General features: G+C 44.4%; 15 protein-coding genes. 11 read left to right on the forward strand and 4 right to left on the reverse strand.

From position 1 onward, the window contains the following. Positions 1-3 precede the first annotated feature (3 nt). Both FSB76_RS14015 and FSB76_RS14020 read right to left on the reverse strand, forming a co-directional pair. Positions 4-459: a DsrE family protein gene (locus FSB76_RS14015; protein WP_147054314.1), complete on the reverse strand. Its 456-nt coding sequence runs from the start codon at positions 457-459 to the stop codon at positions 4-6. Positions 460-483: 24 nt separating this feature from the next. Continuing rightward, positions 484-1,491, reverse strand: coding sequence for a c-type cytochrome (locus FSB76_RS14020; RefSeq protein WP_225976511.1), 1,008 nt, complete (start codon positions 1,489-1,491; stop codon positions 484-486). Between the two features lie 198 nt (positions 1,492-1,689). Between FSB76_RS14020 and FSB76_RS14025 the strand changes: the two genes are divergently transcribed. Next, the gene (locus FSB76_RS14025; protein ID WP_147054318.1) at positions 1,690-2,436 is read left to right on the forward strand and encodes a DUF4272 domain-containing protein; all 747 of its coding nucleotides are present in this window, start codon (positions 1,690-1,692) and stop codon (positions 2,434-2,436) included. Positions 2,437-2,506: 70 nt separating this feature from the next. Here the strand turns inward: FSB76_RS14025 and FSB76_RS14030 are convergent, their stop codons facing one another. Beyond that, positions 2,507-3,352 carry an N-acyl homoserine lactonase family protein gene (locus FSB76_RS14030; protein ID WP_147054320.1) on the reverse strand — a complete coding sequence of 282 codons (846 nt, stop codon included), beginning with the start codon at positions 3,350-3,352 and terminating at the stop codon, positions 2,507-2,509. A gap of 140 nt (positions 3,353-3,492) precedes the next feature. Here FSB76_RS14030 and FSB76_RS14035 point away from each other — a divergent pair, with 140 nt between their 5' ends. From FSB76_RS14035 to FSB76_RS14060, 6 genes are all read left to right on the forward strand, one after another. Next, positions 3,493-3,819: an ArsR/SmtB family transcription factor gene (locus tag FSB76_RS14035; protein WP_147054322.1), complete on the forward strand. Its 327-nt coding sequence runs from the start codon at positions 3,493-3,495 to the stop codon at positions 3,817-3,819. 50 nt (positions 3,820-3,869) lie between these two features. Next, positions 3,870-4,436 carry a DUF6428 family protein gene (locus tag FSB76_RS14040; protein WP_147054324.1) on the forward strand — a complete coding sequence of 189 codons (567 nt, stop codon included), beginning with the start codon at positions 3,870-3,872 and terminating at the stop codon, positions 4,434-4,436. A gap of 71 nt (positions 4,437-4,507) precedes the next feature. Continuing rightward, entirely contained in the window at positions 4,508-4,933 is a 426-nt protein-coding gene (gene arsN2, locus FSB76_RS14045; protein WP_147054325.1) for an arsenic resistance N-acetyltransferase ArsN2, read from the forward strand. A gap of 5 nt (positions 4,934-4,938) precedes the next feature. Continuing rightward, positions 4,939-5,355, forward strand: a complete 417-nt coding sequence (locus tag FSB76_RS14050) for an arsenate reductase ArsC (protein ID WP_147054327.1) — start codon at positions 4,939-4,941, stop codon at positions 5,353-5,355. 51 nt (positions 5,356-5,406) lie between these two features. Beyond that, a complete protein-coding gene (arsB, locus tag FSB76_RS14055) occupies positions 5,407-6,486 on the forward strand; it encodes an ACR3 family arsenite efflux transporter (protein ID WP_147054329.1) in 1,080 nt (359 codons plus the stop codon). Further along, positions 6,486-7,223: a metallophosphoesterase family protein gene (locus FSB76_RS14060; protein ID WP_147054331.1), complete on the forward strand. Its 738-nt coding sequence runs from the start codon at positions 6,486-6,488 to the stop codon at positions 7,221-7,223. Before arsB ends, FSB76_RS14060 begins: the two co-directional genes overlap by 1 nt. A 460-nt stretch (positions 7,224-7,683) precedes the next feature. Here the strand turns inward: FSB76_RS14060 and FSB76_RS14065 are convergent, their stop codons facing one another. Further along, complete coding sequence (locus FSB76_RS14065; RefSeq protein ID WP_147054333.1) at positions 7,684-8,265, reverse strand: RNA polymerase sigma factor; 582 nt, start codon at positions 8,263-8,265, stop codon at positions 7,684-7,686. 137 nt (positions 8,266-8,402) lie between these two features. Here FSB76_RS14065 and FSB76_RS14070 point away from each other — a divergent pair, with 137 nt between their 5' ends. The 4 genes from FSB76_RS14070 to FSB76_RS14085 all read left to right on the forward strand — a co-directional run bounded on the left by FSB76_RS14070 (position 8,403) and on the right by FSB76_RS14085 (position 15,999). After that, the gene (locus FSB76_RS14070; protein ID WP_147054335.1) at positions 8,403-9,569 is read left to right on the forward strand and encodes a FecR family protein; all 1,167 of its coding nucleotides are present in this window, start codon (positions 8,403-8,405) and stop codon (positions 9,567-9,569) included. 205 nt (positions 9,570-9,774) lie between these two features. After that, the gene (locus FSB76_RS14075) at positions 9,775-13,110 is read left to right on the forward strand and encodes a TonB-dependent receptor (RefSeq protein ID WP_147054337.1); all 3,336 of its coding nucleotides are present in this window, start codon (positions 9,775-9,777) and stop codon (positions 13,108-13,110) included. Between the two features lie 10 nt (positions 13,111-13,120). Then, positions 13,121-14,641, forward strand: a complete 1,521-nt coding sequence (locus FSB76_RS14080) for a RagB/SusD family nutrient uptake outer membrane protein (RefSeq protein WP_147054339.1) — start codon at positions 13,121-13,123, stop codon at positions 14,639-14,641. A gap of 239 nt (positions 14,642-14,880) precedes the next feature. Beyond that, on the forward strand, positions 14,881-15,999 hold the full coding sequence (locus FSB76_RS14085) for a Gfo/Idh/MocA family protein (protein WP_147054341.1): 1,119 nt from the start codon (positions 14,881-14,883) through the stop codon (positions 15,997-15,999). Positions 16,000-16,045: the final 46 nt, after the last annotated feature.

Raw genomic sequence — 16,045 nt, forward strand, 5'->3', positions numbered from 1 at the left:
GGCTTAGGGATGAATAGTTGCCCATCCATCGGCCTGGCGGATAATAATTTCGCCGTTGCCGCTGGGCACATAGCTTATAAACGAAAAAAGGGTAGCCTTATCAATGTGCCGTTCCCTTACGGTATTGCTGCATTGCGCCAGTATCACTCCTTTTTGCAGCAGTTTTTGCAGCTCGGCTTCGTACGGCCCTGCTTTATCGTAAACGGCAACACCATCGGCAAAAGCAATAAGCTCCATTTCCAGTTTACCTTTTAACCGCACGTCTTCCAGTGCGTTATCCATATTGCGCAATGTTTGTTTAATTTTCTTCGGGTCCGATTCGTCGAGGTAATAAAGCGCTTTATAATGGGCTTGTGTGGCTTCGGCGCCTTTAAATTCCGATGCTACTGTTTGGGCGAAAGCGGGTTTAATAAAAAACAAACCGGCAAGCACTAAGAGTAAGGAAAAACGATTTTTCATGGCTATAGATTTAAAGAGGTTAATTTATGCTTTTTTATGATGGAATTGCTGAATGGGACCAAATGGCCCGTATTTATGCTGACGGGCGGTAAAGCCATCGGCATACGGCCCAAAGGGTAAATCTATGGGCTTTTGCTGTAAGTCGGGGTAATCTTTATCCTGGTTTTTGTGTGGCCGGGGTTGTGAGTTGATAAACGCTGCAACATCCCAGCATTCTTTATCGGTTAACTGCGGGCTTTGGTAGGTGGCACCAAAAGGCATATTGGCCTTTACAAAACCAGCCAAATTGCCTATCCTGTACATACCCGCACCATCGTTATAACTGTTTGGTCCCCATAAGGGCGGGTAGGTATATGATAGTTTACCTGCAGCCGGCAATCCCTCGCCATTTGCACCGTGACAGCTGCGGCACTTTTGGATGAAAACGGCCTTTCCACTTAACGGATCGGCTGCGCTATCCATAAATTTTAAACGTGGCGTAGTATTACCAAACAGCACCTGTCCCTTTTTTACATTTTTGCCCAACCATTGCAGGTAAGCCATTATTGCCTTAATTTCTTTAGTCCCGGTGTCGGGCATGGCGCCGTTCAGGCTGCGCTCAAAACACTCCGAAATCCGCACAGATGCCGATATAACCACGCCGCTGCGGTTGCTTTTTTTTGGATAGGAGGCTGTAAACCCGGCGAAGTTGTTGGCAAATAACCGGGTGCCTGCATCAAGGTGGCAGTTTTGACAATTCATGCCATTAGTAATTTGAGCAACAGATCCCTTAGGGCCCAAATATAAAGCCGTAGAAGTAATCAGCTGGCGGCCATACCTTATCAAATCACCTTTTTTACCTGCGGGTATATTTTGTGTTCGCGGTGGCAGCCCGGCATCAGTAATGTTTTCCTTTTTTGGGGGAGCTTTAAGAGCCGTTTTAACTGCCGCTCCGTTTTCTTCCGGCCCATTGCACGACCAAACAAACACCATTGCGACAGCGACAACCAGCATTAATGAAACCGATATGTGGTTGCGGGAAAATTTAGTCATGGCTTTTATGTTTTTTGTGTCGATGTTCATTTATGCTTCGGCGCAAAGCTGCACAATTTACCAAAACATGTTGGTGATTTAAGTCACCAAAACAGCGTATGGCACAGAAATAAATCAGCCATTTTTTTGATCTCAATTTTCTTTACATTAGGAGGGTTGCTTTTTATTGGACTGCCAAAGAATTACTAATTTAATGATATGATAAGAAGGCTCACTATAATTGCTTCGATGTTGTTTTTGTCGTGCAACAACCATAAGGGCGCTGCTATCACAAAAGAGGTAGAAAAAATAAAACCAACCAGCGATCAGGCAGAACGCCGCCGCCAATCTGAAGCTTATTGCAAAGCACATCACATCCCCGTTTATGGTAATCCCAACGCTTTATTTGTAGATCCGGAATCACAGGCAGCTATACGTACAAAAGATGAAGTGACAAACAGAGCAACGGCACTGCTATATGTAGGTTTAAAAAGCGAAGGGATAGGCCAAAAGGACTTAGACGAAATAAATAAAAATCTGGATGCGTTATCAAAATTAACCGCGGCCGAAAGAGTTTATGTTACAAATCCTCAGCCAACAAAGCAACAAACCACCGATGCCAACTGGCGTTACGAAGATTTACATGTGATGCTTTGGGCATTAGGTTTTATTGACTCGCTGGCTTACCCGGATCAATTGTGCAATGTCGCCCAGGATGCAAAAATATTTCGGGGCCTAACCGACACGCAGTTTAAACAGCGAGCCCGGTTACGAACAAAAAAAGAGATTCTCGACCAGGCCGATCTGATCCTGCGGCTGGATTGGGCTTGTGTAGATGCCCGTACCAAAAAGCAGCCGGCTCCCGGAATGCTTGATAGTGGCGTAGTTTATGAAAGACACTACGCTTTAAACTGGCTGATAAACTACATGAGCCAAGGTTGGGACGATATAACGACAGATACCTAAGGGTATTAGCGCACAAGGGGCCTATATTAACAGGTGTTTATTGAATGTCAAACGACCTAATGAGTTTACGCTACTTAATTTCTGCTACGCCCGCAGCCAAAGCCGGGAATTTGGTAAATACGGCGGCATCGTGCCCCGGAACGATGAACCTTACATCAGTAACCATGGTTTTCATTCTTTGCATCGCTTTTACATAGCCCGCCGGGTCGAGCGTTCCCCCATCGGCAGGTGGTACCAGGTGGTCGAGGCTGTAGTATATCCAGATATTGTCGGATGCCAGCACAATTTTGTTACTGCCTGTATTTACCAATACGTATTCTGAATTAAATGTATGCCTTGAGCCGGTAAATACTTTTATGCCGGGGATAATTTCCTTGTTATCGCCATCAACCAGCGTTACCTTTCCGGCTAAATTTAAATCAACCATCATGCGTACGTCTCTTTTGTTAAATCCACCGCTGCCTTCGCCTTTTTGCCAGGCCGATCCGACGAAATAAGTAAAATCATCTTTTTGAATCCATACGCGGGCATTAGGAAACAATCCCACACCATCTATATGGTCCCAATGCGGGTGCGATAGGATAATGTCTGTGATATCGCCCGCTTTTAAGCCCAGTTTAGATAACGCGCTGTCAGGCCGGATGTAATCTATCACTTTAAATTCTTTAGCATCATCAATGTCGTTCAAAAAAGCAGCATCGACCAATATATTGCGGCCATTACCTTTAATTAGCCAAACCATAAAATTAAATTTCAGGCTATCGGTAGCCGGTGCCCCTTTGGCCCAGTCGGCAGCGGTAAAAGGGTAGGCCGAACCAGCAATTTTAATGGCATAAACTTTATAAACCGGGGTTTGTGCCTGTGCGCAAAGCATGCCGGATAATACAATCACGAAGAGCAGGGAAAGCTTTTTCATCCCGTAAAGATAGGCGGTAAAACGACAAGTAAAAAGCTGGGCCGATAATAATAAGATGGTGAAAACAAGAAAAGGCTCCCTACAAATTATTTTTATTTTGCTATTGCATTTCAAACATTAATCGTAATATTGCAATATATATGGGCTTAACAAAAACAGAAATATTTACTGATGAGCAAAACAGGCTGGCTGTTATGCTTAAGGCGATGGCCCATCCCGCACGTATAGCTATTTTGCAACAGATTATCAAAGCGAATGCCTGTATTTGCGGCGACCTGGCCGACGAATTGGGGTTGGCGCAGCCTACCATTTCGCAGCATTTAAAAGAGTTAAAAATGGCGGGGTTGATACAGGGAACCATTGAAGGTGTAAGCGTTTGCTATTGCATTAATCCTGTAGCATGGAATATGCTTAGCAATGAATTGAAGGGCTTTTTTGCGGCTTACGAGGCCCCTAAGTGCTGCTAAAAAAATTTGACCAAATCAATCGTAATATTGCAATAATAAAATTAAACATTATGAGTAAGATAGAAAACATCACCTGGAAAACGTTTAAGGATGCGTTGATACAACAACCCGATTTGACCCTGCAGTTTCAATATGCCGAAAACCAATGGGTGAATGCGGCCTACCATATCACCGAAATAAAACAGGCTCCCATCACATCGGTAGATTGTGGCGGCGTAATGAATGCCTGGACAGAAATTATTGTACAATTATGGGAGCCAGAAGGGCAGCAGCAAGATAGGGCGATGGCTGTTGGCAAGGCCCTGTCAATTGTTAACCTGGTAGAAAAAGCCTTGCCTTTAAACCCCAACGGCATCGTAAAAATTGAATTTGGCAACTCCGAATTTGATACCCGCCAAATGCTGCCGAAAGCGTTATTGATAGATGGCGATAACCTTGTTGTTGACTTAAGGCCCGATGCTGTGCAGTGCAAAGCCATAGAAAGGGGCGGCAGTTGCGGCACGAATGATAAAGGAGAAGAATGCTGCGCACCCGCAGTTGCAGCAAAACCTAAAATTCAATTGAAAAACCTGATTGCTGATGCAGCATGCTGTACCCCTGGTTCCGGCTGTTGTTAATTGAGCTAAAAGCAAAAGGCGGAAAGCACAAGCGGAAATACTGTTCGACACGAATACTTAGTTAATAAGCCATGCAAATAGAAAAAGCAGAAAACTACAGGGCAAAGGTGATTGCCCTGCTGGCAACTGAGAAACTGCCCACCGACGACCTGCCTCAAACGCTTGAAAATTTTGTGGTAGCCAAACAGGGCGAAGAGGTAATAGGCGTTGCCGGTATCGAGATTTATGAAAGCTACGGCTTGCTGCGTTCTGTGGCGGTATCTGCGGCAGAGCGTGGTAAGGGCATAGCCAACCAGTTGCTTAATAATTTGGAAATGCTTGCCGCCGCCCAATCACTGCAGGCAATCTTTTTACTTACCGAAACGGCGCCGGAATATTTTGGTAAAAAAGGGTATCAGAAAATTACCCGGGCCGAGGTTCCGGCCGAAGTTCAGCAATCAACGGAGTTTAGTCACGTGTGTCCGCAATCGGCCATTGTTATGAAGAAAATATTATAAAAAACATGAAAAACATTTTAGTATTATGTACCGGCAACAGCTGCCGTAGCCAGCTGGCCGAAGGTTACCTGCGTTTTTTTGCCGGCGATAAAGCCAACATTTACAGCGCAGGGATAGAAACTCACGGTGTAAACCCCAGGGCCATACAGGTAATGGCCGAAGACCATATCGATATTTCGGAACACACATCAAATCATGTGGATGAGTACATCAACATCCCGTTTGATTATGTAATAACCGTTTGCGATAACGCCAATGAGGCCTGCCCGTTTTTTCCGGGCAATGTACAACGCTTTCATCATAACTTTCCCGATCCGGCAAAAGCCAAGGGTACGCCAGAGGAGATATTGAATGAATTCAGGAACGTGAGGGACATTATAAAAGCCTATGCGGCCAATTTTGTAAAACAGTATGTTGGTTAAAACCGGCGCTCCCATTTCCCTTTTTAATACCAACAACCCTATAAAATCAATATGTCAGCAAATAACTGCGCTCCAGTGGCCGAGCGTAAAAAATTAGGTTTTCTTGATCGTTACCTTACTCTGTGGATCTTCCTTGCCATGGCCATAGGCGTTGGCGTGGGGTATTTTATCCCTTCGTCATCGGGTTTTATCAACTCGTTCTCCAGCGGGAGCACTAATATTCCTTTAGCTATAGGACTAATCCTGATGATGTACCCACCACTTGCTAAAGTGAAGTACGAAAACATGGGCGAGGTATTTAAAGATACCAAAGTATTAAGTGCATCCTTAATTTTAAACTGGATAGTGGGGCCTATCCTGATGTTTGTTTTGGCCATAACCTTACTGCGCGATCACCCTGCTTATATGGTTGGGCTGATACTGATAGGCCTGGCCCGCTGTATTGCCATGGTGGTAGTTTGGAACGAACTTGCTGAAGGCAACCGCGAATACGCGGCCGGCCTCATTGCCCTGAACAGTATTTTCCAGGTATTGCTGTATAGCGTTTATGCCTATGTGTTTATTACCGTATTGCCGCCGCTATTTGGCCTAAAAGGCTTAGCTGTAGATATTACCATTGCCGAAATTGCCAAAAGCGTGGGCATTTATTTAGGCATCCCCTTTGCGGCCGGTATCATCAGCCGTTATGCCCTTATTAAAATTAAAGGCGAGGCCTGGTTTCAAACCAAATATGTTCCTTTTATATCGCCCATAACACTAGTCGCCTTGTTGTTTACTATTGTGGTGATGTTTAGCCTGAAAGGGAACCTTATTGTTCAAATTCCTTTTGATGTTATCCGCATAGCTATACCATTGGTTGTTTACTTTACCATTATGTTTGTGCTGAGCTTTTTTATCGGCAAATCATTTGGGGCCGATTACTCCCGCAGCACTTCTATTGCTTTCACCGCTACCGGTAACAATTTTGAATTGGCCATAGCGGTTGCCATTGGTGTTTTCGGTATCAACTCGGGCGAGGCATTTGCCGGGGTTATTGGCCCGCTGGTTGAGGTACCGGCCCTTATTGCCCTGGTTAACCTGGCTTTTTATTTCCGCAAAAAATATTATGCGGCAAAAATATCCGTACAATAATGAAAATTGCGCTTTTCTCAGATGTTCACGCCAATTTACCGGCGTTTGAAGCTTTCCTGAACGATTTGGACAGCCGCCGGGTTGATACGGTTTACTGCCTGGGCGATTTAGTGGGATACAACGTTTGGCCCAATGAGGTAATTGCCCAAATACGCAAACGAGGCATTGCAACCCTTGCCGGCAACCACGATCTGAAACCGAAAAAAATGGCTACCACAGCCCAAAGCCTAACCGAACCGGGGAAAAGCCACGCCTATCATTTGATTAATGACGAGAACCGCAAATACCTTGCAACGCTCCCGGCACACATTCGGCTTGAATTTAAGCTGACTGATGGGCCGTTAAATGTAATGCTGGCCCACGGCAGCACCCGGAGTGTCGACGAATACGTTTTGGAAGATTTTGACGAGGCTTATGTGTTAGCAATGATGGACGAGGCCAACGCCGACATATTATGTGTTGGCCATTCGCATAAGCCCTATCATCGCGTTATTAAAGCCAGCGATCAAAACTTCAAACACGTTATCAACATTGGTTCGGTAGGCAAACCGAAAGATGGTAATCCCGATGTCTGTTATGTCATATTAAGCCTGAACAAAAAAAGCGGCGTCAGCAACAATAACGGCATCCATGTGGAATTTATCCGGACTTCGTATGATGTTGAAACTGCGGCTGCTGCGATAGAAAAAAGCCCTCTGCCGGATGAATTTGCAGATAGGCTGAGAAAAGCTTATTGATGTGCCGCTATATTCAATACATCTGCGTATTCATTATAAACCATCCCATGGTTTTGCCTTTAAGCAGATTCTTTCCCTGAAACTATTAAGTAGTGTTTTGGCCAGTCACGCCCCAAAACGCAACTCATCGATATAAAAGGCCTGTTCGCCGATATTTGCGCCTTGACAAAGGAGTTTTAGTCTATTTTCACTGCTGAAAATTAAAAAGGCTAATTAAACTGCATGAATAAACTACTACTATAATCCCAAGGGAGGTTTGCCCTGGCAAATCATCACACTCTCGTCGTTCTTTACCGGTTTCTTCATTGTTAAGAAGATACTTTCAGTTAATAGTTAATTAATCAGCGCCTGCTCAGAGTGCGGCGCTTTTTATTTCTCTTCGCAGAACCTGGTCGTTTTGGCGCTTTCACTATAAAGCCTGCTGCAATACTCAAACAACCTGTCTACAATCAACAACCATTTACTTCAGAAGATACATCATTAATATAGCGGAGGACACATGTTTAAGGCAAACCCTGAGGTGCTTTAAGGCAACCGTGATCTGGTTTTCGACGGTGCGTTTTGATATACCCAGCCGGCCGGCAATTTCCTGGTTCGAGAGTTGTCTTACACGGCTTAAATAAAATATTTCCTGGCAGCGCCTGGGTAGCTGTACCAGGTATTGATCCAGCTCTTGCTGAAACTCCTGTATCATTATATGACTCTCGCCCGCGTTGCTATCCTGGGGCTCGCTTATATCCAACCCTTCAGGCGCTAAAATAACGGGCGATTTTGCCGACCGCATCCGGTTATAAACCTGGTACCTGGTGGCAGTAAGTAAAAAGGCCGGGAATGATTCGATCTCAAGCACATCCCTGCGGTTCCAGATGTTCAGGAAAACATCGTGCACAATTTCTTCGCTTACCTCATGATCTTTAATGTAAACCTGCGCGGTTTTGTAAAGCCTCACCCAGTACCGGTCAAACAGAGCGGTAAAAGCGGCTTCGTCATTATGGCGGATAGCAGCCCAAAGTTCAGCGTCGCTAAGCGTGGAGTTAAACATAATTGGTTGGGTAAAAGTATGAAAAGCAGGCAAATAATGTTAAGGTTTTACATGCTGCAAAATAAAAGTTACAAAGTATGTGTGTGATTAAATGTTATCTACACATATCATATGTAAACCTGTAATAAACATTCCTGATGATAACCAAAGATGAGTTTGTGGTTTTGTACCAAAAGTACATGAACGGACAGTGCAGCCCCACGGAAAAGGAACTGCTTGACGCCTACAGCGACGAAATGAAATTGCTTGACGACAACTGGGCCGATGATTTGGTTAATCAAAAGGACGCCCGCGACCGGATTTGGCAAAAACTAAGCGATAGCCGCAAAGTGGTTAAAATAACACCGGGCAAAAATACCCACTACCGTTGGATGGCCGCAGCAGCTGTTTTGCTGATAGCCTTGTTTGCCGGCTTGTTTTACATAAAAAATGAAAAGCCAAAGCAACAGGCATCGGCCGTGGTGACCAAACTAAAACCCAAACCAATAGTGCCGGGCGGCAACAAAGCCTACCTTACCCTGGCCAATGGCACCAATATTATTCTTGACGATGCTAAAAACGGCGAGATTGCCGCAAAAACCGGGGTTAAAGTAAGCAAAACAGGCAACGGCATGCTGGTGTATCGCTTTGAAAATAAGGCAGGCGAAACTGCCATAAATACAGCCCCAGAGTTTAACACCATAACCACGCCACGCGGCGGGCAGTATAAAGTTGAACTGGTAGATGGTACCAAAGTATGGCTAAATGCGGCATCGTCAATAAAGTTTCCGCAGGCTTTTACCGGTGCCGACAGGCAGGTTGAATTAACGGGCGAGGCTTATTTTGAAGTGGCAAAAAACAAGGCAAAACCTTTTATAGTAAAAGCAAACGGCACGCAGGTGCAGGTATTGGGCACCCATTTTAATGTAAATGCTTACAGCGATAATGCCGGTATAACCACAACGCTGATAGAAGGATCGGTCAGAATGTCGAATGCGGGCTCGGCGGTAATGCTGGCGCCGGGGCAACAGGGAACGACCGCAGAAAACGGGGCCGCCATTAAAGTTAGCCGGGCCGATACCGAAGAAAACCTGGCCTGGATAAAGGGCTTTTTTGTATTTCATGACGAAAGCATTGTAAACATTATGAAACAGGTGAGCCGCTGGTATGATGTGGAGGTGGAATATCGCGATGATGTTCAGCAAAACGAGTTTGGAGGTACCATATCCCGGTACAAAAACATAACCGAACTTTTAAATAACATGCAATTAACCCGTACTATTCACTATAAAATTGAGGGAAGGAGGGTAATCATTATGAAGTAGCTGTATCTGCCAATAATGTTAACCTGTATATAATAACCAGGAGCGTTCGTACCGCCCCTGGTATTAAGCTGTGAAGCTGCCAGGTAAAAACTAATGATCATTTTTCTCATAACCAATTATTTAACCTAACATTCAAATGTATAAAATTTTCGCTGCAATTAGATGCAGGGAGCTGCCCCGCGTCCAATCTAAATTATTTCTGATTATGAAATTGTCGGTCTTTTTATGCTTAATCTCTATACTGCAGGTTAGTGCCGCCACTACCTATGCACAAAAGATCAGCATGAACAAAAGCAATGCTTCGCTTTCCGAGGCGTTAAAGGAAATTCACAAACAAACCGGCTTTAGCGTGCTGTACAATGCCAAAATGCTGAAAAAGGCTGTACCTGTAAATGTAAACCTGCAAAACGCCGACCTGGAAGATGCTTTAAAAAAATGTTTCGAGGACCAGCCGTTTACCTACATAATTAATAATACCACTATTGTGGTAACACCCAAAACCGAAGAATATAAACCAGTGGCGGCAATCACCATTACCGGCCAGGTTAAAGATAATAAGGGCCTGCCCTTACCCGGTGTTACCATTAAAATAAAGGGATCTGAGCTTGGTACCCAAACCGGAATTGATGGTAATTATACGGTTAGTGTGCCCGATAGCAAAGCGGTATTGGTTTTTAGTTTTATTGGCTTTGTTGCCCAGGAAATACCCGTTGGCAGCCAAACAAAAATTGATGTGGTTTTAAAAGAGCAAACGTCGGCACTTAATGAGGTGGTTGTTGTGGGTTACGGTACACAAAAAAAGGTAAACCTAACCGGCGCTGTTTCGTCTGTTAGCGGCGAAACGCTAAACAAGCGCCCGGTGGTTAATCCCGCCTCGATGCTGGAAGGCCTGGCGCCCGGTGTGCAGATAAATACCGGCTCGGGCGAACCGGGTAACGAGAACGTATCTATCCGCATCCGTGGTAACGGTACATTTAGCGGCGCGGGATCAGACCCGCTTATATTGATTGATGGTGTGCCGGGAAATTTCAGCGATCTTAACCCTACCGATATCGACAATGTATCCGTTCTTAAAGACGCGGCATCTGCCTCCATATATGGTTCAAGGGCGGCAAATGGCGTGGTGTTGGTTACAACAAAGCAAGGTAAGGCAGGGCAGCTGTCAGTTACCTATGATGGTAACGTGGGTATTTATAAACCCACAAAGATGTTTAAACTGATCACCAATTCGGCCCAGTACATGGAGTTGTTTAATGAAGCCCATATCAACAGTGGAATTACCGATCCGGGTTCTCTTTACCCGCAGGATCAGATAGACCTGTACCGTAACAGTACAGATAAGCTGCATTATCCAAATACCGATTGGCTAAGCCTGATATTTAAAACGGCACCTACCCAAAACCACAACGTTACATTTAGTGGCGGTACCGATAAAACAACCTACAATGTTTCATTAGGTTACATCGATCAGAATGGTATCATGAAGGGCTTTAACTATAAAAGATACAATGCCCGCATAAACCTAACCTCCAGGATTAACGATCATATAAAATTCGGGGCCAACGTATTGTTAAAATCAGGTACAAGAGATGCTGTGGCGGGGAACCCCTCATCGGCCAGTCAATGGGATGGGTCTTCCATGGACCTTTTTCTTTCGGCCATGTCGCAAGCGCCTACTTACGGGCCATATTTAACTGATGGCAGCGGACGCTACACCTATAAAGCCTATGATTTTGAGTACAACAACAAAAACCCTGTTGCCGAACTTGACAAAAACTTTACACGTGTAACCAATGATTATGCCGTAAACGCCCAGGGATGGTTCGAAGTACAATTCAGCAAAGATTTTTCCTGGTACACCAAGGGTTCGGTAAATATGAACATGGATAAGTACAAGGACTATAAATCGACCATAGACGAGTACAATTTTAAAACCAACCAATTGCAAACATCGCTCGATTTGGGGCGTGGATTAACCGATCAGGATGAGCAAACCGTATACACAAACCTTTATAGCTACTTAAACTATAATCATGATTTTCATGGTCATAATATTAAGGCACAGTTTGGCTACAGCATTGAGCAAAGCAAGTACCAATATTTGCAGGGTTACCGTAAAAATTTCTCGAGCGATCAGCTTCAGGAATTAAACGCAGGCGGTGCGGATATACAAAGCGCCTACGGTACATCAAATCAATGGGCTTTAATGTCATACTTCGGCCGCCTGAATTATGATTATAAAGGCCGGTATTTATTAGAGGCTAATATTCGCGATGATGGCAGCTCAAGATTTCCTGATGCTAATAAATGGGCCATATTTCCATCGTTTTCTGCAGGTTGGCGCGCTACCGAAGAACCATTTGTAAAGGCACTAAATTTAACATGGCTGGATAATTTTAAATTACGCGGTTCGTGGGGGCAGTTGGGTAACCAAAATATTGGTAACTATCCTTTCCAGGCGTTGCTGAACCTTACCGGAGCCTACTCTTTTGATAACTCAACCTTAACAACCGGTGTAGCCCAACAGGCATTGAATAACCCTTCTATTAAATGGGAAACTACCACCATGACCGATGTGGGTTTGGACGTAACTATTTTCAGGAATTTTAATTTGACGGCCGATTGGTATAATAAAACAACATCTAACATTTTAAGGTACTCACAGGTAACAGGTGTTGTAGGTTTAAGCCCGCCAATTATTAACAACGGCGTTGTTAACAACCGCGGTGTAGAGCTTGGCCTTGCTTATAATAACGTTATACGCGATGGTGCTTTAAACGGCTTTGCATACAATTTAGGTGTTAATGTTGATCATAACACCAACAAGCTGGTACAATTTGGCCAAACAGAAATTGGCGGTTATACTATTAATCAAAACGGCCAGCCCTGGAATTCATTTTATATGCTGCAGGTGGTGGGTATATTTCAAACAGCGGCAGAAGTGGCCAGCTCGCCCAAACAGTATAATGACAACACCTTACCCGGCGACCTGAAATATAAAGATGTAAATGGCGATGGCAAAATTGACCAGAACGACCGCACCATTATAGGCGGTGTTTATCCTAAATTAAACTATTCGTTTAACCTATCGGCCAGCTTTAAAGGCTTTGACCTGACGGCTATGATGCAGGGCGTTTATGGTGATAAATCATACGTATCTGGCTGGGGAACCTTACCTTTTGTACAAGGTACAGCCCCAACAACAGACTGGATAAACCGCTGGACCCCCGCAAATCCTTCAACCACTATGCCGCGGATATATTGGGGACAAGGTGCCCCGGATAAAATTACCCGCCCATCAACTTTCTTTTTACAGGATGCATCATATTTAAGGCTTAAAAATTTAGTGTTTGGCTATACACTCCCCGCTAAGATGACCAAAAGTATAGGCATCAACAGGGTAAGGCTTTACTTTGCCGGCGACAATTTATTTACCATAACCAAATTCAAAGGTCTTGACCCTGAACGTTACGGCAGCGGCGACCTGGTACAGTACCCGCAAAATAAAATATACTCTTTTGGTGTAAATGTCACTTTTTAATTAGCCTAACATGAAAAATCGTATTATAATAACAACCATATTAATAACATCCCTGTTTTTAGGTGCATGTAAAAAAACGCTGGAGTTAAATCCTTTGGATCAGATAGCCACCTCCACATTTTATAAATCAAAAGGTGATTTTGATCAGGCGCTTGCCGCAGTTTATGCCTCTTTGCAACCAGAAGAATTTGCCGTAGGCATGGGTTTCAGAGATTGCTTTACCGATAATGGCTATAACCAGTTTAATTCGGGCAGTTCAAAGGATTTTGTTCAGGGCAACTTTAACCCTACCACAGGAGGCTATGAAACAGCCATTTATAACGATAGTTATACAGGTATTGCCAGGGTCAATTTGTTTTTACAAAATTTGGGCAACTACAAAGGGTCCGATATCTCTGATGCGCAAAGAAAAGTGTATGAAGGCGAAGTAAGGTTTATAAGGGCCTTTTTCTATTTTCAGTTATATAGTATTTATGGCGATGTGCCGTTGGTTTTACAGCCGATTGATCTGTCTACCCAAAAACAGCCCAAAGTACCTGCCGCCCAGGTGCTAACCCAGATAACGGCCGACCTGGACTATAGTATTGCCAATTTGAACACAGCCGCGTATTATGCCAATGGAGGGCACGCTGCCGCTTCATCGGCAAAGGCCTTAAAAGCGCGGGTGCTGTTATTTGCTGCTTATGGCAAAACCGGCACGCCCGATCCTGCTATTTTGATGCAGGTGAGGGATATTTGCCAGGATTTGATGGGGCAATACAAACTGAGCGCAAATTTTGAAGATGTATTCAGAGACGCAACACAAAAAAATAATACCGAGATCATTTTCTCTGTTAACTTTTTGTCGCCCAATAATACAGCTCCCTGGGATTTATATTATGGAGACTACGATGCCTGCGCCCCGCTGCAAAACATGGTTGACGCTTTTGAATGTACCGATGGTTTGCCATATGGTACATCGCCGCTTACCGATACAAAAAACCAGTTTAATAACCGCGACCCAAGGCTACGTAAAACGGTATATGCCGATTCTGTTTATTTTGGACCGGGAAAAGTGTACCATCCCTCAAATCAGCGCCCTACTGGTTATGGCACTATTAAGTTTTTAGAACCTAATAACATGCCGTATGGTTTTTCTACCCTTAGCCAGCAGGATGCCGTTATACTGCGCTTAGCCGAAGTAATGCTGATGTATGCCGAGGCGCAGAACGAAGTAGTTGGCCCCGATGCAAATGTTTATAAAGCAATGGCCGATTTGAGAGCGCGTGTAGGTATGCCTCCGTATCCGGCCGGGTATACCCAGGCGCAAATGCGGGAAAGGATAAGACATGAGCGGAGGATTGAGCTTGCTTTTGAAGGCCTGCGTCATTACGATTTGTTGAGGTGGCATATTGCAGGCGACATTTTAAATAATGTTAAAACATCCCTCATTGTTTATCACTTTGAAGATAAGTTTTACAAATGGCCACTGCCACAAACAGAAATTGACAAAAGTGGCGGTGTATTGGTTCAAAATCCTGATTATAAATAGGCAGTTTTAATTTTCTTATTTTAGATGATCAAAGCGGCGGGTAGGTTTACCTGCCGCTTTGTTTTTATCAATACCCCTATTTTCTCCCGGTAGGGCAAGCTTTAACCTATAAATGTTGCCGGCTGTTATTTTCAATTGTAACAAGGTAATTGCAGCAGAAACATAAACTTACCCAGCCTGTTAAAGTATTTAAAGAAATGAGTAATTTGTGATCGCCAAATAAACTAAACAACCAGGTTATGAATTCACGCCGCGACTTTTTACAAAAAATTGGGCTATCGGCCTTAGCATTGCACCTTGCACCAATTTCGGGATGGGCAAATGGTACAGATCATCATAACGAAATTTATGACGGGCCGGTACTGCGCGTGGCCATTATGGGCCTTGGCAGCTACGGAACCCGCGTTGCCGAAGCCATGCAAACCTGCACAAAGGCCAAACTGGTTGGTGTTATTAGCGGCACCCCCTCAAAAGTTAAAGAGTGGCAAAGCAAGTATAAGATACCGGAGAAAAACTGTTACAATTACGAAAACTTTGATAACATAAAAAGCAATCCCGATATAGATGCGGTTTATGTGATAACACCAAACGGATTGCATCATGACCAGGTAATACGTGTGGCCAAAGCGGGTAAGCATGCTATTTGCGAAAAGCCAATGGCTGTGAATGCCCGTGAAGGGCAGGAGATGGTTGACGCCTGTAAAAAAGCTAACGTGAAATTACTTGTAGGCTACCGGATGCATTTTGAACCCAAAACGCTGGAGGTGATCAGGATGAGAAAAGCCGGTGAGTTTGGAAAGATTCTTTTCTTCCAGGGGTTATGCGGCTTTACCATAGGCGACCCTACGCAATGGCGGTTGAACAAACAACTATCCGGTGGAGGATCTATAATGGATATTGGTATTTATGCCATCAATGGTTCGCGGTATATGACCGGCGAAGACCCGGTTTGGGTTACGGCGCAGGAAACTAAAACCGATAATGTAAAATTTAAGGAGGGCGTTGATGAAACTATTCAGTTTCAGCTTGGCTTTCCCAGTGGGGCTGTGGCGTCCTGCCTATCAACGTACACCATGAACAACCTCGATCGTTTTTTCCTGAACGGAGAAAAAGGGTTTGCAGAGCTACTGCCGTCCACCGGCTACGGCCCCATTATGGGGCACACACACAAAGGCGAACTGACCCAACCCGTTACCGTTCATCAAACGGTGCAGATGGACCAAATGGCGGGCATCATTTTCCAAAACAAACAACCTGTTGTACCCATTGACGGCGAAGAAGCCGTAAAAGATCTGAAGATAATTGATGCGATATACCTGGCGGCTAAAACAGGAACAAAAGTTAGTATCAAGCTTTAACGCGGTGCACATAATAAATCATTCCTGTATTTTAAAGGGCATCCCG

Source organism: Mucilaginibacter ginsenosidivorax, from assembly GCF_007971525.1.
GTDB lineage: Bacteria > Bacteroidota > Bacteroidia > Sphingobacteriales > Sphingobacteriaceae > Mucilaginibacter > Mucilaginibacter ginsenosidivorax.

Bases quoted from the DNA above. Each gene is read 5' to 3' on its own strand.
- FSB76_RS14015 (WP_147054314.1), bottom strand. From the start codon at position 459: ATGAAAAATCGTTTTTCCTTACTCTTAGTGCTTGCCGGTTTGTTTTTT.
- FSB76_RS14020 (WP_225976511.1), bottom strand. From the start codon at position 1,491: ATGACTAAATTTTCCCGCAACCACATATCGGTTTCATTAATGCTGGTT.
- FSB76_RS14025 (WP_147054318.1), top strand. From the start codon at position 1,690: ATGATAAGAAGGCTCACTATAATTGCTTCGATGTTGTTTTTGTCGTGC.
- FSB76_RS14030 (WP_147054320.1), bottom strand. From the start codon at position 3,352: ATGAAAAAGCTTTCCCTGCTCTTCGTGATTGTATTATCCGGCATGCTT.
- FSB76_RS14035 (WP_147054322.1), top strand. From the start codon at position 3,493: ATGGGCTTAACAAAAACAGAAATATTTACTGATGAGCAAAACAGGCTG.
- FSB76_RS14040 (WP_147054324.1), top strand. From the start codon at position 3,870: ATGAGTAAGATAGAAAACATCACCTGGAAAACGTTTAAGGATGCGTTG.
- arsN2 (WP_147054325.1), top strand. From the start codon at position 4,508: ATGCAAATAGAAAAAGCAGAAAACTACAGGGCAAAGGTGATTGCCCTG.
- FSB76_RS14050 (WP_147054327.1), top strand. From the start codon at position 4,939: ATGAAAAACATTTTAGTATTATGTACCGGCAACAGCTGCCGTAGCCAG.
- arsB (WP_147054329.1), top strand. From the start codon at position 5,407: ATGTCAGCAAATAACTGCGCTCCAGTGGCCGAGCGTAAAAAATTAGGT.
- FSB76_RS14060 (WP_147054331.1), top strand. From the start codon at position 6,486: ATGAAAATTGCGCTTTTCTCAGATGTTCACGCCAATTTACCGGCGTTT.
- FSB76_RS14065 (WP_147054333.1), bottom strand. From the start codon at position 8,265: ATGTTTAACTCCACGCTTAGCGACGCTGAACTTTGGGCTGCTATCCGC.
- FSB76_RS14070 (WP_147054335.1), top strand. From the start codon at position 8,403: ATGATAACCAAAGATGAGTTTGTGGTTTTGTACCAAAAGTACATGAAC.
- FSB76_RS14075 (WP_147054337.1), top strand. From the start codon at position 9,775: ATGAAATTGTCGGTCTTTTTATGCTTAATCTCTATACTGCAGGTTAGT.
- FSB76_RS14080 (WP_147054339.1), top strand. From the start codon at position 13,121: ATGAAAAATCGTATTATAATAACAACCATATTAATAACATCCCTGTTT.
- FSB76_RS14085 (WP_147054341.1), top strand. From the start codon at position 14,881: ATGAATTCACGCCGCGACTTTTTACAAAAAATTGGGCTATCGGCCTTA.